The organism is Paenibacillus sp. FSL R7-0204 (assembly GCF_038002225.1).
Taxonomy (GTDB): Bacteria; Bacillota; Bacilli; order Paenibacillales; family Paenibacillaceae; genus Paenibacillus_AQ.
In genome coordinates, this window is sequence record NZ_JBBOCA010000001.1 from 2,096,764 (window position 1) to 2,116,621 (window position 19,858).

At 55.7% G+C, this 19,858-nt stretch carries 19 protein-coding genes; all 19 read left to right on the plus strand.

Annotated features, from left to right (window positions below; all coding sequences use genetic code 11):
* The first annotated feature begins 221 nt into the window (after window positions 1-221).
* The 19 genes from MKX42_RS09320 (at window position 222) to recO (ending at window position 19,739) form a co-directional block, all read left to right on the plus strand.
* Window positions 222-1,403 carry an exonuclease SbcCD subunit D gene (locus MKX42_RS09320; protein ID WP_340752254.1) on the plus strand — a complete coding sequence of 394 codons (1,182 nt, stop codon included), beginning with the start codon at window positions 222-224 and terminating at the stop codon, window positions 1,401-1,403.
* 1 nt (window position 1,404) lies between these two features.
* Entirely contained in the window at window positions 1,405-5,091 is a 3,687-nt protein-coding gene (locus MKX42_RS09325) for an AAA family ATPase (RefSeq protein ID WP_340752255.1), read from the plus strand.
* Between the two features lie 881 nt (window positions 5,092-5,972).
* Window positions 5,973-6,332 carry a histidine triad nucleotide-binding protein gene (locus MKX42_RS09330; protein ID WP_340752256.1) on the plus strand — a complete coding sequence of 120 codons (360 nt, stop codon included), beginning with the start codon at window positions 5,973-5,975 and terminating at the stop codon, window positions 6,330-6,332.
* A gap of 142 nt (window positions 6,333-6,474) precedes the next feature.
* On the plus strand, window positions 6,475-6,648 hold the full coding sequence (rpsU, locus tag MKX42_RS09335) for a 30S ribosomal protein S21 (protein ID WP_005547957.1): 174 nt from the start codon (window positions 6,475-6,477) through the stop codon (window positions 6,646-6,648).
* A 15-nt stretch (window positions 6,649-6,663) separates the two neighbouring features.
* Window positions 6,664-7,107 carry a GatB/YqeY domain-containing protein gene (locus MKX42_RS09340; protein WP_036724349.1) on the plus strand — a complete coding sequence of 148 codons (444 nt, stop codon included), beginning with the start codon at window positions 6,664-6,666 and terminating at the stop codon, window positions 7,105-7,107.
* 201 nt (window positions 7,108-7,308) lie between these two features.
* A complete protein-coding gene (locus MKX42_RS09345; RefSeq protein ID WP_445669369.1) occupies window positions 7,309-8,646 on the plus strand; it encodes an NfeD family protein in 1,338 nt (445 codons plus the stop codon).
* A 38-nt stretch (window positions 8,647-8,684) separates the two neighbouring features.
* Window positions 8,685-9,686 carry a flotillin-like protein FloA gene (gene floA / locus MKX42_RS09350; RefSeq protein ID WP_209872081.1) on the plus strand — a complete coding sequence of 334 codons (1,002 nt, stop codon included), beginning with the start codon at window positions 8,685-8,687 and terminating at the stop codon, window positions 9,684-9,686.
* A gap of 16 nt (window positions 9,687-9,702) precedes the next feature.
* Window positions 9,703-10,299 carry a hypothetical protein gene (locus MKX42_RS09355; RefSeq protein WP_340752258.1) on the plus strand — a complete coding sequence of 199 codons (597 nt, stop codon included), beginning with the start codon at window positions 9,703-9,705 and terminating at the stop codon, window positions 10,297-10,299.
* Between the two features lie 180 nt (window positions 10,300-10,479).
* On the plus strand, window positions 10,480-10,773 hold the full coding sequence (gene yqfC, locus MKX42_RS09360) for a sporulation protein YqfC (protein WP_209872075.1): 294 nt from the start codon (window positions 10,480-10,482) through the stop codon (window positions 10,771-10,773).
* On the plus strand, window positions 10,770-11,951 hold the full coding sequence (gene yqfD, locus MKX42_RS09365; protein ID WP_340752259.1) for a sporulation protein YqfD: 1,182 nt from the start codon (window positions 10,770-10,772) through the stop codon (window positions 11,949-11,951). The genes yqfC and yqfD overlap by 4 nt, the downstream gene beginning before the upstream one ends.
* Before the next feature lie 15 nt (window positions 11,952-11,966).
* Window positions 11,967-12,938 carry a PhoH family protein gene (locus MKX42_RS09370; protein WP_036690294.1) on the plus strand — a complete coding sequence of 324 codons (972 nt, stop codon included), beginning with the start codon at window positions 11,967-11,969 and terminating at the stop codon, window positions 12,936-12,938.
* Window positions 12,939-12,955: 17 nt separating this feature from the next.
* Window positions 12,956-15,235 carry an HD family phosphohydrolase gene (locus MKX42_RS09375; RefSeq protein ID WP_340752260.1) on the plus strand — a complete coding sequence of 760 codons (2,280 nt, stop codon included), beginning with the start codon at window positions 12,956-12,958 and terminating at the stop codon, window positions 15,233-15,235.
* Entirely contained in the window at window positions 15,207-15,707 is a 501-nt protein-coding gene (gene ybeY / locus MKX42_RS09380) for an rRNA maturation RNase YbeY (protein WP_340752261.1), read from the plus strand. Before MKX42_RS09375 ends, ybeY begins: the two co-directional genes overlap by 29 nt.
* The gene (locus MKX42_RS09385) at window positions 15,707-16,102 is read left to right on the plus strand and encodes a diacylglycerol kinase family protein (RefSeq protein ID WP_339219589.1); all 396 of its coding nucleotides are present in this window, start codon (window positions 15,707-15,709) and stop codon (window positions 16,100-16,102) included. The genes ybeY and MKX42_RS09385 overlap by 1 nt, the downstream gene beginning before the upstream one ends.
* A 256-nt stretch (window positions 16,103-16,358) precedes the next feature.
* Window positions 16,359-16,778, plus strand: coding sequence for a cytidine deaminase (locus tag MKX42_RS09390; protein WP_445669306.1), 420 nt, complete (start codon window positions 16,359-16,361; stop codon window positions 16,776-16,778).
* A 212-nt stretch (window positions 16,779-16,990) separates the two neighbouring features.
* On the plus strand, window positions 16,991-17,122 hold the full coding sequence (locus MKX42_RS09395) for a hypothetical protein (RefSeq protein WP_340752262.1): 132 nt from the start codon (window positions 16,991-16,993) through the stop codon (window positions 17,120-17,122).
* A gap of 680 nt (window positions 17,123-17,802) precedes the next feature.
* Window positions 17,803-18,693, plus strand: coding sequence for a GTPase Era (era, locus tag MKX42_RS09400; protein WP_340752263.1), 891 nt, complete (start codon window positions 17,803-17,805; stop codon window positions 18,691-18,693).
* 110 nt (window positions 18,694-18,803) lie between these two features.
* Window positions 18,804-18,947 carry a YqzL family protein gene (locus MKX42_RS09405; RefSeq protein WP_340752264.1) on the plus strand — a complete coding sequence of 48 codons (144 nt, stop codon included), beginning with the start codon at window positions 18,804-18,806 and terminating at the stop codon, window positions 18,945-18,947.
* A 36-nt stretch (window positions 18,948-18,983) separates the two neighbouring features.
* Window positions 18,984-19,739 carry a DNA repair protein RecO gene (recO, locus tag MKX42_RS09410; RefSeq protein WP_340752265.1) on the plus strand — a complete coding sequence of 252 codons (756 nt, stop codon included), beginning with the start codon at window positions 18,984-18,986 and terminating at the stop codon, window positions 19,737-19,739.
* The last annotated feature ends 119 nt before the right edge of the window (window positions 19,740-19,858 follow it).

The window sequence follows — 19,858 nt, forward strand, 5'->3', positions numbered from 1 at the left end:
GCAGGAAGGTTGTATTTCATGCAGGATTAAATGGCCGATGACGAGGTGCAGCCGCTGTCAACCTATTTCAACCTCGAACAGAATGAAAGATCAATGAAATCAGGGGGCAACAGCGTACGGAAGTCCAAATGTTCACCTCAGCGACGGCCATACTTTAAGTTTAAATCTTAAGTGCTTTTTATATATGATTGCCGCAGACAGGCGGGGAAAAGAGGGCGGAAATGCGTATATTGCATACGGGCGACTGGCATCTGGGGCGGACGCTGGAGGGCCGAAGCCGGCAGAAGGAGCAGGAGCAGTTCGTGGATGAACTGGTGGAGATTGCCGATTCCTCCGGGGCGGATCTGATTTTGATGGCGGGGGATGTCTACGATTCGGTGAATCCTCCGGCTGCGGCGGAGCAGCTGTTCTATGATGCGGCGGCCCGACTGACGGCAGGCGGCCGTCCGCTGGTGGTTATCTCGGGCAATCACGACCAGCCGGAGCGCGTAGCATCCGTGTCTCCGCTTGTCCGCAGACAGGGGATTACGCTCGTCGGAATGCCGACTTCGGAACCGGTCACGGTGCATGCGGCGAGAACCGGCGAGGTTGCCAAAATCGCTGCGCTCCCTTACCCCTCCGAAGCCCGTCTCGGCGAGCTGCTCGCTGGGGATAGCGGAGAGGCTGAACTGCGGCTGGCTTACAGCGCCCGGGTCGGGCGGCTGATGAATCTGCTTGGACGCGAGTTCACCCCGCAGACTGTCAATCTGGCGATGAGCCATATCTATGTGCTGGGCGGCGTGGAGAGCGACTCCGAACGGCCGATCCAGGTCGGCGGTGCGTATACCGTTGATCCTTCGACACTTTCTTGCGGCGCGCAATATACGGCACTTGGGCATCTTCACCGCGCCCAGCGGGTCAAAGGCGACGGGATGATCCGCTACAGCGGCTCTCCGCTGGCTTACAGCTTCTCTGAAGCAGGTCAGGCCAAGTCGGTGGCCATGATTGATGTGGCACCGGGCGGGGAGCCGGTGTTCGAGGAGATCTATCTCTCCTGCGGGCGGCCGCTGGTGAACTGGAAGTCCACAGGTGGATTGCAGGAGGTCTACGGCTGGCTGGATGAGGGCAGGGATGAGGGGGCGTTCATCGATCTGGAGCTGCGCTTAACCGAGGCCATGTCCATGAATGATATCCAGCGGCTGCGCAAGTCGCGGGAAGGCATCGTCCATATCCGGCCAATCTATCCGCAGATGGAGCAGGAGCTGGAAGAGATGTCCCGCTCCCGCATGCCGGTACAGGAGCTGTTCCGCAGGTTCTATCAGCGCCAGACCGGCGGTGCGGAGCCGGATGACAGCCTGATTGCGCTGTTCCTGGAGCTGGCTGAAGAAGAGCGGCATGAAGCTGCGGAAGGGGAGGAGAACTGATTTGAAGCCGATATTGTTGAAATTATCCGGGCTGCAGAGTTACCGGGCGGAGCAGGAGATTGATTTTTCCAGCCTGACCGAGACGGGGCTGTTCGGGATCTTCGGTCCGACGGGCAGCGGTAAATCCAGTCTGCTGGACGCAATTACACTGGCGATGTACGGCAAAGTGGAGCGCGCCGTGAACGGAACCCAGGGAATTATGAACCATTCCGAGGACCAGCTCAGCGTGGCCTTTACCTTCGAGCTGAACTCCTCTTCCGGGGCGCGTCGCTACCGCGTGGAACGGAAGTTCAAACGCACCGGGGAGCAGTCGGTCAGCAATACGATCAGCCGGTTCATCGAGGTCAAGGCAGACGGCGATCTTGTGATGGCCGATAAGCTGGCGGACGTTACGCGCTGTGTTGAAGAGCACATCGGGTTGAAGATGGACGACTTCACCCGGGCGGTTGTGCTGCCGCAGGGCAAATTCGCCGAGTTCCTGTCGCTGCGGGGCGTGGACCGCAGGCAGATGCTCCAGCGTCTGTTCCATCTGGAACAGTACGGTGACGGGCTGGCACTGAAGCTGAGCCGCCGCGTCAAGGAGAACGAGGCGGCGCTGCGCGCTCTGGAAGCCGAGCAGCAGGGGCTGGGCAGCGCGGGCAAGGCAGATGTGGAAGCGGCCGCCGTGCGCGTGCAGGAGGCGATCCGTCATGCGGCGGATTGCCGGGGGCGGCTCACGGAGGCTGCGGAGCGCGCCGAGCGCTTCGTCCGTATTCGCGAGCTGCAGGAGGAACGGGCCCGCCGCGAGTCGCAGCGGCAGGGTCTGCTGGCACAGGAGGAGCAGATCCTCCTCCTGGAGCAGAAGCTCGGCAAGGCGGACGAGGCCGAGCGCAGATTGCCTGCGCTGAAGGCTTGGCGCAGCGCGGAGGAGGCCTGGAAGGCCCGGGCGGCCCGCGCCGGGGGCCTTGAGGCCTTGGCCGCCGCCGCCGTACAGGAGGCGGCGGCGGGGGCGGCAGCGGAAGCAGCGGCCCAGGCCGCGCTGTCCACAGGCGAGCCGGCCCTCCGCGAGGAGGAGGGCCGGTACCGGCGCGCGCTGGAGCTTGAGGCCGAGCTCGGCGCGCTGCACAGCGAGCGGGCGGCGCTGCAGGCGCGCCGCGAGGAAGCCGCCCGGTCCTTAGCCGCCGGGCGGGAGAGCCTGGCCCGGGAGCGTGAGCTTTTGGCCCGCGGCCAAAAGAAACAGCACGAGCTGCAGCAGAGCCTGCAGCCGCTGGCGGTCCGCTCCCAGGAGCGGCAGTCTCTGCAGGAAGCCATGCAGAGACTGCAGGGACTGCGTTCTGCCGAGGCCCAGCGGGATTCGGCAGAAGGTGAACGCCAGGGCCGTGCGGCGGTGCTCGCGGCGGCGGAAGCGCGGCTGGCCGCCGCCGGGTCCCGGCGGCAGGCGCTGGATGCCGGGCGCGGGGAACTGCTGGCCGCCGCCGCCCTGCACCAGGAAGAGCTGCGGACGGCCGAAGGGGCAGCGGGAGACGCTGCCGGCCGCCTGGAGGCGCACATCAGCGCGCTGGAGGCTGCGCTGAAGGAGCAGGAGGTTCACCGGCTCTCGCAGGCGCTCGCCGGTGAACTCCAGGATGGGGTTCCCTGCCCGGTATGCGGCAGTGAGCATCACCCCTCCCCTGCGCTTCAGCAGAAGGAGGGGGACAATGAGGAGCTGGACAATAGGCTCCGCCATGTCCGCGCTCAGGCCCGGCAGGCGCTGGAGACGCGCCATCTGCTGCGCAGCCTGCTGGAGCAGGACAGCTCGTGGCTCGCTGGGCTAGCGGGAGCCGCGTCCGAAGAGGCGCTGCACCAGTCTGCCGCTGGCGCCGCCGGGGCAGAGCCGGCTGCGGACAAGACGGCAAGCATTTCGTTCCACGCCGCACCCGCACCCAAGCTCTCAAGCAGTTCCGGCTTGGATGCCGGACCTGTCACTCTCAGCAATTCCGAGTCTCATTCAGCTTTCGATTCCTTAGACACTCCAGAGTCTCTTGAGGCTTCCAAGCTCTCAAGCGATTCCGGCTCTTATACAGCATCTGACTCTCTGAACAGTTCCGGCTTCCACGCCGAACCTGATTCTGTAAGCACCCCGCAGTCAACCGGCTCCCAGACCGCCGCGCAGCTTCCGGATGAACAAGCCTTATCCGCGCTGGATAGCCGGTTGTCTGCCTTGAATGAGCAACTGGCCGCACTCAAAGGCCGCTCTGCAGAGCTGCGCCGTGCAGCCTCAGACTGGCAGCGTTCCCTGCAGAAGCTGGAGCAGGTGTATCACAAGGAGGCGGCAGGTGCCGAAGCAGAGAAGACCTGGCTGCAGGGGCTGTCTGCCAAGGCAGAGGAGCTGGCTGCTTCAGCCGGCAAGCTAAGGGAAGAATGGAGCCGTCTCTTCCCGGAGCTTGCCCCGGAGGAAGCGGAGAGAACGTATCAGGAGATGCTCAGCAAGGATGAACGCGCTGAAGAGATCCGCAGCCGGCTGGAGATTAGCGTCAAGTTCCTGGATGAGAAAAACCTCGCCGTGCAGACGCTGAACGAGCAACTGGCCGGATTGGATAAGGAGCTGGCGCAGTGGGATGCGCAGCTTGAAGGCAAAGAGGCGCTTGCCCGCGATAAAGAGCAGCGCCTGCACGAAGGGACCGGCGGCCAGCCTGCCGGGGAACTGCTGGCCGCATGTGAACGCAGATTGCTGGAGCTGCAGACTGCGCTGGAACGCAGCCGGCAGGAACACCGCCGGGCAGCGGACAAAGCGCAGCAGCAGACCCGAGAAGCTGCGGTAGCCCGCCAGGCGGCTGAATCGGCGCAGGAGCATTATAATGCCGCCGCCGCCCAGTGGGAGGAGAGTCTGCAGTCTTCGCCGTTCACTTCGGCCGCAGAGGTGGAAGCCTCATCGCTGGAGACTGGAGAACGGGCACAAGCCGCCGAACGTGTGAAGTCCTACCGCGAAGAAGAGGCGGAGTGTCTGCTGCAGCTGCGGAGCATTGAAGAGAAGCTGGCTGGAGCTGTGCTCAGCAGTGAAGAATGGCAGGAGAGCCAGGACGTGCTGCTGAGGTGCAAAGAGGAGGATGAAGCCTCGCTTCAGGCCCGTGCGCGGGCAGAGCGGGATCTGGAGGATCTGCAGCAGCGCCATATTCGCTGGGTAGAGCTGGAGGACAAGCGGGCTGGACATGCCGCGATGCAGGAGCGTCTATCCAAGCTGCAGACCGTGCTGCGCGGCAATGCTTTTGTGGAGTATATTGCTGAAGAACAGCTGATGCAGGTATGCCAGGCTGCGTCGCAGCGACTACGGTTCCTGAGCAAGCAGAGATATGCGCTTGAGGTAGATTCAGGCGGCGGCTTCGTCATCCGGGATGACGGGAACGGCGGCGTAAGACGTCCGGTGTCCACGTTATCCGGGGGAGAGACCTTCCTGACCTCCCTGTCGCTGGCGCTTGCCCTGTCAGCCCAGATTCAGCTGCGCGGACAATACCCGCTGCAATTCTTTTTCCTGGATGAGGGCTTTGGCACCCTGGACCCGGATCTGCTCGACACCGTCATCACTTCATTGGAGAGACTGCATAATGACCAGCTGTCCGTCGGCATCATCAGCCATGTTCCCGAGCTTCGGGCCCGCCTGCCGCGCAAGCTGATTGTAGTTCCTGCAGAGCAGGGCGGCGGGGGTTCAACCATTCTTTTGGAAAAAATGTGAAAGGCGGGGTTGGTTGTGATGAGAATCACAGATACACCTCCAACCCCCTGTTATAATACAGCTAAGCCGACATTATTTGAAACACCTCGGCGGACGTATGACAGGGAATGAACTCCTTCTCATACGTCCGCCGCCGAAGCAGCTTATATGAGCTGTGAAGGGTGTTTCTTTTTTTTTGTCTTTTTTTGGGTCCACACTCAAAATTAGCAGCGGTCATACCCAATGGAGCACCCTCTACTAAGGCAATCGAACAAAAGGTATGCGAAACCGAATACATTCTCCACAGCGAGGGTTAGCGAGCCAATTGTGCTAGTGGGTTATGCCCGGACCAAATGTACACGATAAACCGAATTTGTTGTGACGCCCACCCTGTTATAATACAGCCTGCCTTACCTACACCCTCTGTTATCGTGATACGCCACTCCCATCCCTATTCCCCTGAGCCCCCACCTAATATCCAGATCCGCTTCTCTGCTCACCCTGATCCTTCCCTCCCTGTGAACCTGTTTCCACACTCCCTGATGCTCAGCCCTCTATTCCTTCATAGCATAGCTGCCTGCCCACTTTCCCTACCAATCCCAGCATAAGCCGCCCCGAACATCTGATTTCACCGGAATATAGCCTTCCGCCTTTCGTAATTGCTCAACATCCTGTATGATTAGTTCCATAGTTGAAATTTGTCGCGAAGCCGATCAGAGACATTCAGGCGTGTGCGCCCCGCAGAGCTCAAGCTGTATTGAACGTTAACGGAGCATCGCCTGTGAGTGGCGGGTGGCCGTTGCACGAATAAGAGTTATGTTCGTGTCTGTTATCTCAGCTTGTGCTGCGGAAAGTGCCGGATGCAAGCTTCTGCAATACAAATTTTTTGGGAGGAAGCGTGTATGGAAACTGTATTCAGCAAAATTATCGAAGGTGTAATCCCGTCCAAAAAGGTGTTCGAGAATGAGCGGATTCTGGCGTTCCACGATATTGAGCCTGCCGCCCCTGTGCATGTGCTTATTATCCCGAAGAAATACATCGCTTCCATGAACGAGGTTACGCCAGACGATCTGCCGCTGATTGGCGAGATTCATGCCGTAGCACAGCAGCTTGCCGCAGAGCTCGGAATTGCTGATACCGGCTACCGGCTGATTAACAATTGCGGTCCGGACAGCGGGATGGCAGTGCCGCATCTGCATTATCATCTGCTGGGCGGAGCCAAGCTTGGTGCCCTAACCGGGAACTCCAGTTCTCATGCCTAAGTAATCAATCCAACTATATACAGCCTGGCTGAAAAAAGAATAACGCGAAGGTTGACACCTTATTTAGGTTTGACCTATAATGAAAGGTGATGAACCGTGTTGTTATGCTCTTGGACGGTCTGGTCGGAGGGAGGGAAAACTGGTGTCTGAAACGAAAGTTCGCAAAAACGAGACAATTGATGCTGCACTTCGTCGCTTTAAACGTTCCATTGCTAAGGATGGTGTCTTGGCTGAGGTGAAGAAACGCAAGCATTATGAGAAGCCAAGCGTAAAGCGCAAGAAGAAGTCTGAGGCTGCTCGTAAGAGAAAGTTTTAGGAGGATTACCCACGCATGAATCTTAGCGAACGATTAAACGAAGATATGAAGCAAGCGATGAAGAGTAAGGACAAGTTCACACTCTCCACCATTCGAATGGTTCGTTCTACAATAAAGTATCTTGAAATAGATTTGAAGAGAACATTAGACGACAACGAAGTGCTTGATATCCTTAGTCGTGAGATCAAACAGCGCAAAGATGCCCTCCAAGAATTTGAAGCAGCGGGTCGCGATGAGCTTGCCGCGAGTACTAAGGCAGAAATCGAGATTATCATTAAATATCTTCCCGAGCAGCTTACCGAAGAAGAAATTAAAGTAATTGTACAGCAGACCATCCAGGAAACCGGTGCTTCTTCGAAAAGTGAAATGGGTAAGGTGATGAGCGCACTGATGCCTAAGGTCAAAGGTCGCGCCGATGGTAAACTCGTGAACCAGGCGGTTCAGCAATTTCTGCAATAATATAACGCTAGCACCCCTTTCATTAGGGGTGTTTTTCATTATGTGGAGCTTTTTGGATAGATCTGCGTATAAGGTATACTGAGAATTATATGCAGGCTTACATAAAATGATAAGTTGAGAATGCAAATGGTTCATGTACAAAAGGGGGGCGCAGGCTTGAATAAGTTACGCACCATCATATTTTCCTGTATCGCAGCCTTAATGGTTCTTCTGTTCCTGCCGGTGGCAGGGACCGTTCAGGCGGATAATGAAGCGGTCCGCGCACCGGGAGCGGCCTCGGGTACAGTGGTCAGCGGACCTGTGTTCATTATTCCGGTGGACCAGGAGATTGAGCGGGGTCTGCAGAGCTTTCTGGAACGGGGCTTTCAGGAAGCAGCGAATTACGGCGCAGTTCTGATTGTTCTGGAGATCGATACACCTGGAGGACGGGTGGATTCCGCCGAACGAATTGGCACCCTGGTCAGAGACAGCAAGATCCCGGCCGTGGCCTATATTAAAGGCAACGCCGCTTCCGCAGGCAGCTATATTGCACTGAGCGCGGACGCTATTATCATGAAGCCGGGGAGTATGATCGGGGCCGCTTCGCTGGTGGACACAAACGGGAAGAGCGTGGAAGACGCCAAGATGATTTCGTACTGGAAATCCAAAATGATCGGGGCTGCCTCGCTGAACGGGCGTGATCCTGAAGTGGCTGCCGGCATGATGGATGTTCATGTGGTAGTTAACCGCCCGGAGCTGGGTGTGAACAAGCAGGCGGGCGAGATTATCGCTCTGAGCAGCAATGAAGCGCTTCAGGCCGGTTACGCCGACCGGATTGCAGGAACGGAGCAGGAGGCGATTACCTGGCTGGGCTACTCGACAGACGACATTTTTCGCGTTGAGCATACAGGTGCGGAGAAAATGTCGCAATTTCTGACCCATCCGGTAGTCATGACGATTCTGCTCTTTGTGGGCATCGCCGGTGTGTTTATCGAGCTGCTGGTGCCCGGCTTCGGGGTGCCCGGAATTGTCGGTACGCTGGCATTCGCCCTCTACTTCTTCGGTAACTATGTGGCCGGCTTCGCCGGGGCGGAGACGCTGTTGCTGTTCATTCTGGGGCTGGTGATGCTAATTCTGGAGCTGTTTGTGCCGAGCTTCGGTATTCTGGGGATACTCGGTTCCATCAGTCTGGTGGCGGGTGTTGTGAGGGCTGCTTACAGCTTTACACATGCGCTGTTCAGCCTTGGCATTGCTTTTTCAGCGGCGGCTGTGGTCATTGTGTTTGTGGCCGTAGTCTTCAAGGAGCGGGGAATCTGGAACCGGTTCATCCTTCAGGATAGCCTTACCAGAGAGAAAGGGTTTGTGCCTGTCCCGGAGAAGCTGCGTCTGATCGGAGCCTCCGGCATGAGTGTAACCCCGCTGCGTCCGGCCGGAACCGCCACCTTTGACGGTGAACGGATTGATGTGGTGACAGAAGGCGGGTTCATCGAGGCACAGACTGCCGTATCCGTGGTGAAGGTTGAGGGCGGCCGTGTGGTAGTGAAGGAAGCTGTGAAATAATTTTTACATATATCAAAATATGGGAGGCTGGTAAGCGTATGTTGGAAGCATCTATGATAACTTTTTTGCTGATCGCGGTAGCCGTGATTATTGTACTAAGCGTCTTCTTCAGCTTTTTCCCGGTAATGCTGTGGGTGTCCGCATGGGCCTCCGGGGTCAAAATCAGCATTATCACGCTGGTAGCGATGCGTCTGCGCCGGGTAACACCGAGCCGGATTGTCAATCCGCTGATTAAGGCGACCAAGGCCGGACTGGGGCTGAATATCAATCAGCTTGAGAGCCATTATCTGGCCGGAGGGAATGTAGACCGGGTAGTGAACGCGCTGATTGCCGCCCAGAGAGCGGATATTCCGCTGGAATTCACACGTGCCGCCGCCATCGATCTGGCCGGGCGCGACGTGCTGCTGGCGGTTCAGATGAGCGTTAACCCGCGTGTCATTGAGACGCCTATTGTTGCGGCTGTGGCCAAGAACGGGATTGAAGTCAAGGTCAAGGCACGGGTAACGGTGCGGGCCAATATCGACCGGCTGGTCGGCGGTGCGGGCGAAGAGACGATTATTGCCCGTGTCGGCGAGGGGATTGTAACCACAGTCGGCTCCAGTAACTCGCATAAGGATGTGCTGGAGAATCCGGATTCCATTTCCCGCACCGTTTTATCCAAGGGTCTGGACTCGGGGACTGCCTTTGAAATTCTGTCCATTGATATTGCGGATGTGGATGTAGGCAAGAACATTGGTGCGTACCTGCAGACCGAACAGGCAGAAGCAGATAAGCGTATCGCCCAGGCGAAGGCTGAAGAACGCCGGGCGATGGCAGTTGCCCATGAGCAGGAGATGAAGGCCCGCGTGGTCGAGATGAAGGCGCTGGTCGTTGAATCCGAATCCCAGGTTCCCTTGGCGATGGCCGAAGCGCTGCGCTCCGGCAAGCTTGGCGTGATGGATTATATGAATCTGAAAAATATCGAGGCAGATACGCAGATGCGCGGCTCCCTCGGCAAACTAAACGATGGGGACGACAGCAGCCGTCCGCCTCACAAATAAAGGGATGTGAGCTCCCATGAGCGGCATGATCTATTTCCTGGTGCTGGCGGCCATAGCGATCATCACCAATCTGAACAAAAAGAAGGGCAAAGACAAACAGGTCCCGCGCGGGGGGATGCCTACTTTTGGCGGCGGCGGAGGGAACCTTGGCAATCCGCTGCCCCGCCGCCGGAAGGCCGAGCGTGAGGAGCAGCGTGGCAGCGGTTTTCCGGCACCCGCTGAAACAAGAGCGGAACCGGACCAGCCTGCCCCGCAGCCGGATGCACAGGAGGCACCGTCTTCGCCAGCATGGGCTGAGGCCGAGCCGCCGGCTGCCGGTGATGAGACCGGCGAAGGGGTGTCTTTGGAACAGGCCGATGATCTGGACAGCGTGGAGGCCCGCACAGCACGTATGCAGCGGGAGCTTGAGGAGCTGCAGGCTGCCTTCGACGGAATGGCGGCTGCTGTCCCGTCTGCGGGCTCTGAAGCAGGTGGAGAGGGCACTGGCGCAGCTTCACCAGCATTCGCCAGCCATCCGCTCACAGGCGACCCTGACGCGTTGCGCAGCGGTCTGGTGTGGGCGGAGGTGCTGGGGCCGCCCCGCGCCCGCCAGCCGCATTCCACGCGGCGTTAAGAACTTGCCTTCGCTTTCTGGCCAACATGTATGCTGCATATAAGCCTGAATCCATTCCTTAGCGGGAAGGGATTCAGGCTTTTTTGCTATTTTGCCGGGAGACCGCATGTGAGTTCTTCTCATAAACGGCCGCCCTGCCGCATAAGGTGTACAGAAGGCAGGAAGGGGGAGCGTCTACTTATGACCCGTATCGGCCGCAGGCTGCGGGGATGGACAAACGGGATATTGGATCTTCCGCAGGATGTGCTGCAGGAGATGCCCCGGATCACCCTGATCGGCAATAAGGAGCTGTATATTGAGAACCACCGCGGCGTGCTGCATTTTTCTTCGGAGCAGCTCAGGCTGGCATTAACCCAAGGAGTGCTGGAGATTTCCGGCGAAGGACTGGTCATTCGCAACATTCTGGGCCAGGAGCTTGCCGTCATTGGAGTAATCGGTGAAATCAGATATAAGGAAAGTGGGGAGAATCCATGAAAGAACCGCCTCTGTCATCACTGCGGGGGTTCGTTACACTGCATGTGAGCGGACCGCAGGTGGAGAAATTCATTAATGCTGTAACCGGAGCGGGCATCATCATCTGGGATGTGAGGCCTGCCGGGGACGGCGCTTCTTTGAATCTGCTGCTGGATGACTTTTTCCGGCTCCGCCCGCTCCTCAAAAAGACAGGCTGCCTTATGCATGTTACAGCCAGGCACGGACTTCCCTTTCGCCTCGCGCGCTTGTGGAGACGGAAATTTTTTGCCGCAGGGATACTGATCTTCGGTGTAGGCCTGCTGCTGCTCTCCTCGATGATCTGGAGCGTCAAGGTGGAAGGGAATACCCGCATTCCGACCGAGGACATTCTGGAAGCCGCACGTAAGGAAGGCGTCTACCCGTTTCAGTGGATTTGGCGCATGCAGGAGTCGGACGAGCTCTCCCGGGAGCTGACCACCCTGGTTCCGGGCTTGACTTGGGCCGGGTTCCACCGGAACGGGACGAGCATTACCATACAGGTCGTCGAAGCCGACCGCCCGGATAATAAACCGCTGCTCAGCCAGCGCCATCTCATCAGCCGGACCGATGCGGTGGTGACTGAAATCTATGCGGAGCAGGGCAGACCGGTGGTCAGCCGGAATTCGCGGGTCAAAAAAGGGGACATCCTCATCTCCGGAGCACTGGGTGACGAAGAGAATACCGAGTTTGTTGTCGCCAAAGGCATGGTTAAAGGCCTAGTATGGCATGAATATAATCTGGAGGTACCGCTCAAAAGAACGGGCAGTGCGTATACAGGAGAACGCAAGGACCGCACCTATCTCGTTCTCGGCAAGTGGGCGATTCAGCTGTGGGGCTACGGGGACTCCGGGTTTGCAAAGTCACGTACGCTTTCAGAGCCCGACATGCTGTCGTGGCGTTCTTTTCAGCTGCCGCTGGGCCTGATGACCGAGAAGGAACTGGAGATCAAGGCTACCGCTGAAGCGCTTACTCCAGAGGCAGCCAGAGCGGAGGGACTAACGCGGGCCAAGAGCGATATTTTGGCGCGTTACGGCGCTGATAGCGTCATCAAAAGTCAAAAAATTTTGCATGAGAAGAAAGAGAATGGTAAAGTTTATATGAAAGTGCTGTTTGAGGTGGAAGAGAGAATCGCGGAAGAACTTCCGATAGTAAACAATTGAGGAGAATGAGGCTACTTGTCAGAACAGACTGCAAGCATTCAAATATCTTTGCACAATGCGGGAGAAGCGCAATCCCTGTTCGGCCCGCAGGACGGATTCCTGAAAATCATTGAGAAAGAAATTCCGGCTGTTATTAACTCACGCGAGGCCGAAATTACGATTCGCGGTACGGAGCGGGAAGTGGACATGCTGGGCCAGCTCTTCAACGTGCTGCTGTCACTCGTACGCGGGGGTTATATATTGAGCGAACGCGATGTGCAGTATGCCGTGGAGCTGGCGAAGGATTTCCGTGCCGACCAGCTGCTGGACCTGTTCAAGGGCGAGATTACAACCACCTTCCGCGGCAAGCCGATCCGTGTCAAGACGATTGGTCAGAAGCATTATGTGAGCACCATCAAAAAGCGTGATATCGTCTTCGGCATTGGCCCGGCGGGCACAGGCAAGACTTATCTGGCTGTGGTCCTCGCGGTGACGGCGCTGAAGGAAGGCTCGGTCAAACGGATCGTGCTTACGCGTCCGGCTGTAGAGGCCGGGGAGAACCTGGGCTTCCTCCCGGGAGATTTGCAGGAGAAGGTAGATCCGTATCTGCGGCCGCTCTACGACGCCTTGTACGACGTTATGGGGCCTGATCAGGTGGCGAAAGCGCTGGAGCGCGGGCTGATCGAGATTGCACCGCTTGCCTATATGCGCGGACGTACGCTGGAGGATGCTTTTATCATCCTTGATGAAGCGCAGAATACCACGCCCGAACAAATGAAAATGTTCCTCACCCGTCTGGGCTTCGGCTCCAAGATGGTCATCACGGGCGATGTGACCCAGATCGATTTGCCGCGCGGCAAGAAGTCAGGGCTGATCGAAGCCAAAACGATTCTTTCCGGTATCGAGGAGCTTGGCTTTGTCTACTTCGCTGAGCAGGACGTTGTCCGTCATTCCCTTGTACAGAAAATTATCGTTGCCTATGACCGCTCTGCCGAAAACCTCCAATAAAAAAGGGGATTGTCTTCATGGCCTCAAAGCAACCATCGAAATTAAGCGGATTTGTATATAGCAGTAGCGGATGGAAGTATAGCGCGGTGACGCGCTATGCTCTTTTCCTGTTACTGGCCGTTGTTTTCTACCTCAGCCTGTCCTCTGATCTGCTGCCCAAAAGGTATGATATCAAAGAGGGAACCCGCAGTGCCAAGGAGATTACAGCTCCCAAGCAAATTCTGGACACCAACGCCAAGCTCAAGGCCCAGGAGACTGCTGCAGAGAATGTGACCAACCGTTATGCCATTATTCCTATCCGGGCGGAGAATCTAGTAACTCTGCTGCTGGACCGGATCGGCGGGCTGAATCAGGATGATACGATTTCACAGAGTGAGAAGACAGAGATTTACCGGGAAGAGATTCCGCGGCGGGCGAATGATTTTATTCTTAATTTCGTGGCTGCCAGCCAGAAAGCCGGAACTTACTCCGAGCATCTGCTGAATGAAATGCAGTCCGTCATCAAGGATCAGGCCTACGTCATTCCGGAAGAGACCTATATCAAGATCCCGCGCCTGACTTCACAGGATATTATCGAAATGAAGCCGGTGGCCCGGGATATTGTCACTAAGCTGATGAATGATCAGATTACCGACGCCCAGAGCGCGCGCGCCAAGGTGGCCGAGCAGGTCAGTGTCAGTTCCCTGGGCCAGCGGACCGCCCGTGAGGTGGTGCAGGAGCTGGTGCGCCTGGTCATTACCGCCAATAAATTCTATGACGAGGATGCGACCAAGGAGGCGAAGGTGCAGGCCCGTCAGAATACACCGGATGTGTTCATCGAGCAGGGGGATGTGCTGGTCGCCAAGAATCAGGAGATTACCCCTGAGCTGTACAAGCTGCTGGATGAGAACGGGCTGCTCAGCAAAGAGATTAATTACTGGCCGCAGCTCGGCCTGCTGCTGCTCTCTGCACTGTTGTCCTTTGGTCTGATGACCTTCATCCGCTACAATGGCGGAGCTTCAGGCTTCAAATACAATAACTCCCAGCTGCTCATGCTGGTACTGGTCTTTATCATTACGATTGTTATGATGAAGCTTACGGCCTTCCTGCAGACCGATGTGCGGACATATATCGGCTATCTGGCACCTGTGGCTCTCGGTGCGATGCTGATCTCCATGCTGCTGGACATGACTTTAGCTTATTTCTGTTCCATTCTGTTCAGCATTCTGGCCAGTATCCTGCTGAATGTTCAGCAGAATACTATCTTTGATTTCACCTTCGGCTTCTTTGCCCTAATCGTAAGTTATGTTGCCATCTTCTCGACCCACCGTGCCGGACAACGCTCAACGCTGCTGAAGGGCGGTATTATGGTGTCTTTGCTCGGCTGTTTGACCGTAGCCATACTGACTATGCTGAGCGGAGGCGTATGGAATGAGACGAATACGTTATACGCTCTGTGCTTTTCCTTTGCCGGGGGGCTGCTTACCGCAGTGCTGGTCATTGGCCTGATGCCTTTCTTCGAGGTAACGTTCGGCATTCTGTCGGCACTGAAGCTCGTAGAACTGTCTAACCCGAACCATCCGTTGCTGCGCAAGCTGCTTACTGAGACGCCGGGAACTTATCACCACAGCGTAATGGTAGGCAATCTGTCCGAGGCTGCGGCCGAAGCGATTGGTGCGGACGGCTTGCTGTGCCGGGTAGGCTCGTATTATCATGATATCGGCAAGACGAAGCGCCCGTTCTATTTCATAGAGAACCAGAACAATATGGAGAATCCGCATGACTCGATTGAGCCGAAGCTGAGCAAGTCGATCATTGTGGCCCACGCCCGGGACGGGGTGGAGATGCAGAAGGAATACAAGCTGCCGAAGCCGATCCGCGATATTGCGGAGCAGCATCACGGCACGACATTCCTGCATTATTTTTATCATAAGGCATTGAAGCTTGCAGAGGATAAGGGTGTAGAGCCGGACTTCACGGAGGAGGATTTCCGTTATCCCGGCCCGAAGGCGCAGTCGAAGGAATCCGCAGTCGTCGGGATCGCCGACAGTGTGGAGGCTGCCGTGCGTTCGCTCCGCAAGCCAACCGTAGTGCAGGTGGAGACCATGATTGAGAAAATTATTAAAAGCCGGCTGGATGACCATCAGTTCGATGAATGCGATCTGACGCTCAAGGAGCTGGATATTATTTCGCGGACACTGAAAGAGACAGTAATGGGTATTTTCCATTCCCGGATTGAATACCCCGAGGATGTGCGCAAGCCCAAAAAAGAGGAAGGGGCGATCAAAAATGAGCCTGAACGTCGTTTGGAACAATGAACAGGATGAACATGAAATTAACGGCGATCTGATTGAGCTGCTGGAGCGGCTTCTTCGGGCGGCAGGCGAAGCGGAAGGGATTGACTCAGGGGAAGTGGATCTGACCTTCGTCAATAACGAACGCATTCACGAGCTGAATCTGGAGTACCGCGGTATTGACCGTCCGACAGATGTACTCTCCTTCGCCATGAATGAGGCCGGAGAAGACGAGCTGGAGATTAAATATGACTTAGCGGATGAAGACGAAGAGCTGGAAGAGGTGCCGAATGTGCTTGGGGATATTATCATCTCGGTTACCCGGGCGCAGGAGCAGGCTGAGGAATACGGCCATTCGCTGGAGCGGGAGCTGGGCTTCCTGTTCGTCCACGGATTCCTGCATTTGCTGGGCTATGATCATCAGGAGCCGGAGGCTGAGGCCGAAATGATGTCCAAGCAGGAGAAGGCTCTGGCTCAGGTCGGGTTGACACGCTAATGGTCAAGAATACGGCGGTGGGCCACAAAAAATTCTGGCATTCCTTTCGCTTCGCAGCGCACGGCATTGCAGCAGCCTTCAAATCGGAGCTGAACATGAAGGTGCATAGCGGCCTTGCTGTTCTCGTAGTGGCTGCCGCCGCTGTGTTCAGGCTTCCTCTGTCAAGCTGGATGCTGCTGCTGCTGGCCATTACGCTGGTGCTGACAGCCGAGCTGCTCAACACGGCGATAGAAGCGACGATTGATCTGGTTTCGCCTGAGATTCACCCCTTGGCTAAGAAGGCCAAAGATACCGCCGCAGGAGCCGTGCTGCTTACGGCGGTGTTTGCCGTGATTGCCGGAATCTATGTTTTTTATCATCCCGTGATGGACTGGATCACAGGTCTTATGTCATAATCAGTTTACAACTTCAGCTGGTGTAAGAGGCGGACCCGCTTTGCGCGCTCCGTCATCTTTAATTAGAGTGACATTTCCGGGACAATGAAGAAGATGCTAATTAAAACTAAGTGTATGCTTACGAAGCGAGTTTTGTACGAAGACTAATCGAAGCAGTATCTGCTCACAAGACTTAAGCAGATGCTTACGAAGTGAGTTTTATCTCGAAGGGATTTCAATGAAGAGGATGCTCGATAAAACTTTTAGGAGGACAACTATGGATTCTGCGCTACTTCTTCAGGAAGCAATCAAGGCAAGAGCCAATGCATATATACCATATTCCCGCTTCGGGGTGGGTGCAGCGCTGCTGGATCAGGACGGCAAGGTCCACCACGGCTGCAATATCGAGAATGCCGCTTACGGTCCCACCAACTGCGGCGAGCGAACGGCCATGTTCCGCGCCATTGCGGACGGGCATAAGCCCGGTACCTTCAAAGCTATCGCAGTCGTGGCCGACACAGACGGCCCGGTATCTCCTTGCGGCGTCTGCCGTCAGGTGATGGTCGAGCTATGCGGACCTGATATGCCGGTTATTCTCGGCAACCTCAAGGGTGATATTGTGGAGACAACCGTGCGTGACCTGCTTCCCGGCGCCTTTGGCCCGGCGGATCTGGCGCAGGGACAGAGCTCGGAGTGATGACAGCAGGCTGGTGCTGGTACTAAGGACTTCAACATATTGCTGCTGTTGGGCACTCTACTGTATAACGTACAATAGATTGTGCCAAAATTGGATGCAAGATAGGTTCTGTTGTATTTCGTGCAATTGAAAACGGGAAATAACCTGTTTATGGCCTGTTTGCGGCAAATCTGCTGTATAAAATACAATAGAACCGTTAAAGAGCCTAAGATTTGCTTATTCTGTTGTACAAAATACAATTAAGCCTGCTGGTGCTGGTGCTGGTGCTGGTGCTGGTGCTGGTGCTGGTGCTGGTGCTGGCACTGGCACTGACATCACCAGGAGCGGTTCGGTTGTTCAACTAATCAGTCTCTTATGCACCGTAGTCAAGCGTGCTTCAGAGCTAACTGTATATTGTACAACTAACTTTCCACTATTCCCGCCAAAAGTTGATTTAAGTGTAATTTGTACAACTATATTCATCGGATATCGCCGAAAGTGACTTTGATGCGGAAAATAGATGTATGAATTACAACTACACTCTAATATCCTCTGTTTTGGAGCAGAATAAGTGTACAAAATACAACTAAGCTGGTTGTGGGCATGGCAGGCTAGTTATTGTGGGAATGCCGGGCTAGTTGTTGCGAGTCGGCATGGTTAGGATTCAGGAATTCAACAAATTAGTCTTCCCCGCGCCTCAGTCAAGCGTGTTCCCGCAGGGAACGAAAAGCGTTCATGCTCCGCAGCTACCTGTCCCGCGCCGCATGCTGGTCACAGCCAATCAACCGCGCCGCCGTCAAGCGTGTTCCCGCAGGGAACGGTAAGCGCTCATGCTCCAAAGTCTCTTACCGCGCCGACCGCTGTGCCCACGCCAATTCCGGGTGTCCAGAGGGCCGTGGCCCTTGGTGTCCCCCTTGGCGAAGGGGGATTTAGGGGGATCGAAAAGCTTTAAGAGTGAACGCTTTTGAATTGATATTAAGTTTGAACTAGATTCATCTAAAACGCCATGGACAATTATAACCACGTAGTAAGGAAGGAAGATCATATGAAATTCAAATCAGGGTTTGTCGCCATTATCGGCAGACCAAACGTAGGTAAATCAACACTCATGAACCAGGTGATCGGCCAGAAGATTGCCATTATGTCGGACAAGCCGCAGACCACCCGCAACAAGATTCACGGGGTCTATACGGCGAATAACTCACAGATTGTATTCCTGGACACCCCGGGTATCCATAAAAGACAGTCCAAGCTCGGCGATTACATGAATCAGACGGCGATGAGCACGCTGCATGAGGTGGAAGCGGTGTTGTTCCTGGTGGATGCTTCTGAGGGAATGGGCGGCGGAGACCGTTTTATCGCGGAACAGCTTAGCAGCATTAAGACTCCGGTCATTCTGGTGATGAACAAGATTGACAAGATCGAACCGGAAGTGCTGCTGCCGATGATTACGGAATATAACAAGCTGCATACGTTCGCCGAGATTGTGCCGATCTCAGCCAAGCTGGGCAATAACGTCAACACGCTGCTGGAGCAGGTGCAGAAATATCTGCCGGAAGGTCCGCAATATTACCCGGACGATCAGATTACCGATCATCCCGAGCAGTTCGTCTGCGCGGAGCTGATCCGCGAGAAGATTCTGCATTTGACCCGTGAAGAAGTACCGCATTCCATCGCAGTGGCGATTGAGGATATGAGCGTGGAACCAAATGGGGTTGTGCATATTTCGGCGGTTATTTTTGTCGAGCGCGATTCACAGAAGGGGATTATTATCGGTAAGCAGGGAGCGCTGTTGAAGGAAGTCGGACGCCGTGCGCGGACAGATATTGAGAATTTGCTGGGCTCGAAGATTTTCCTGGAATTATGGGTGAAGGTGAAAAAAGACTGGCGTAATCAGGACCGCGTACTGCGGGATTTGGGCTTCCATAAAGAATGATCACTTCTCACGCCGCCTCTACTTGGCAGGAATTGCACGGATAGATCCTGGGGCATCGCACATCCTACATCTGAAGAGACATCGTGTTTCCGAAGAAAGGATGAATACGAATGCGGAATTTTTCGTGGAAGTATTTTGCAATGACTGGAGATCTCGATGCGTATTTGCTGTACAGGGAAGCTGGGGATTCGCCCGAGGGCAGCGGACCGCTGCCGGCGGAGGAAGAGATGGCCATCAATGAAGAAGCACAATAAGGACTGGTTGCTTGCCGAGTGGTTGGGGGAAGAGGCATGTTATACAGGGTGGAAGGGATCGTCATCCGCAGCATGGACTACGGTGAAGGGAACGCCATTATTACGCTTTGCACCGAGAACGCCGGTAAAGTAGGGGTTCTGGTGCGGGGCGCCAAGAAGGTCAAAAGCCGTCATGCTGCCCTGATCCAGTTGTTTACAACAGGTGAGTTCGTGTTCTTCCGCAACAACGGCGGACTGGGAACACTCAATGCTGGCGAGATCACCAAGTCCCATCATCCGCTGCGCGAGGATCTGGTCAAGGCAGCGTATGCATCCTATGCCTGCGAGCTGCTCGACCGGGTACTGCATGATGAAGAGACAGGCAGCTTCTGGTACCGCCAGCTGACCGCCTGCCTGAATGCACTGGAGGAAGATAAAGAGCCCGGCATTATTAATAATGTATTTGAAATGAAGGTGCTGCAGGCTGCCGGTTACGGGCCTCAGCTCGATTCCTGTATCGTCTGCGGCAAGGACAAGCCGGATGAGGAGCTTAGAATAAGTCCACGTCTGGGAGGAGTCCTCTGCCGCAGCTGCCGGAATAACGATCCGCCGGCCATGGAGATTTCCCCGCGTGCCTTGAAGCTGCTGCGGATCTTCGCGGCGCTGGATCTGACCAGGCTGGGGAATGTGGATGTGAAGCCGGAGACCCGTGCGGAGCTGAAGACTGTCATGCGCGGATTCATGGATATGCAGCTGGGGCTCAGACTGAAGTCCCAGAGCTTCCTGGACCAGCTCGATAAATACAATATTTGACGAATCGCAATTTATCCGTTACTATAAATTCAGTTTCTTTTATAAGATTGCCGTGTTTGCTCCAGAACTGGAGAGAGTGCGTGGATCGGGGAAGTAGTGGGCGGTATTGTCGCAGCAGC

Excerpts from the sequence above, each read along its gene's own strand:
- MKX42_RS09320 (WP_340752254.1), top strand. The coding sequence starts at position 222 with ATGCGTATATTGCATACGGGCGACTGGCATCTGGGGCGGACGCTGGAG.
- MKX42_RS09330 (WP_340752256.1), top strand. The coding sequence starts at position 5,973 with ATGGAAACTGTATTCAGCAAAATTATCGAAGGTGTAATCCCGTCCAAA.
- MKX42_RS09340 (WP_036724349.1), top strand. The coding sequence starts at position 6,664 with ATGAATCTTAGCGAACGATTAAACGAAGATATGAAGCAAGCGATGAAG.
- MKX42_RS09345 (WP_445669369.1), top strand. The coding sequence starts at position 7,309 with ATGGTTCTTCTGTTCCTGCCGGTGGCAGGGACCGTTCAGGCGGATAAT.
- floA (WP_209872081.1), top strand. The coding sequence starts at position 8,685 with ATGTTGGAAGCATCTATGATAACTTTTTTGCTGATCGCGGTAGCCGTG.
- MKX42_RS09355 (WP_340752258.1), top strand. The coding sequence starts at position 9,703 with ATGAGCGGCATGATCTATTTCCTGGTGCTGGCGGCCATAGCGATCATC.
- yqfC (WP_209872075.1), top strand. The coding sequence starts at position 10,480 with ATGACCCGTATCGGCCGCAGGCTGCGGGGATGGACAAACGGGATATTG.
- yqfD (WP_340752259.1), top strand. The coding sequence starts at position 10,770 with ATGAAAGAACCGCCTCTGTCATCACTGCGGGGGTTCGTTACACTGCAT.
- MKX42_RS09375 (WP_340752260.1), top strand. The coding sequence starts at position 12,956 with ATGGCCTCAAAGCAACCATCGAAATTAAGCGGATTTGTATATAGCAGT.
- ybeY (WP_340752261.1), top strand. The coding sequence starts at position 15,207 with ATGAGCCTGAACGTCGTTTGGAACAATGAACAGGATGAACATGAAATT.
- MKX42_RS09385 (WP_339219589.1), top strand. The coding sequence starts at position 15,707 with ATGGTCAAGAATACGGCGGTGGGCCACAAAAAATTCTGGCATTCCTTT.
- MKX42_RS09390 (WP_445669306.1), top strand. The coding sequence starts at position 16,359 with ATGGATTCTGCGCTACTTCTTCAGGAAGCAATCAAGGCAAGAGCCAAT.
- era (WP_340752263.1), top strand. The coding sequence starts at position 17,803 with ATGAAATTCAAATCAGGGTTTGTCGCCATTATCGGCAGACCAAACGTA.
- MKX42_RS09405 (WP_340752264.1), top strand. The coding sequence starts at position 18,804 with ATGCGGAATTTTTCGTGGAAGTATTTTGCAATGACTGGAGATCTCGAT.
- recO (WP_340752265.1), top strand. The coding sequence starts at position 18,984 with ATGTTATACAGGGTGGAAGGGATCGTCATCCGCAGCATGGACTACGGT.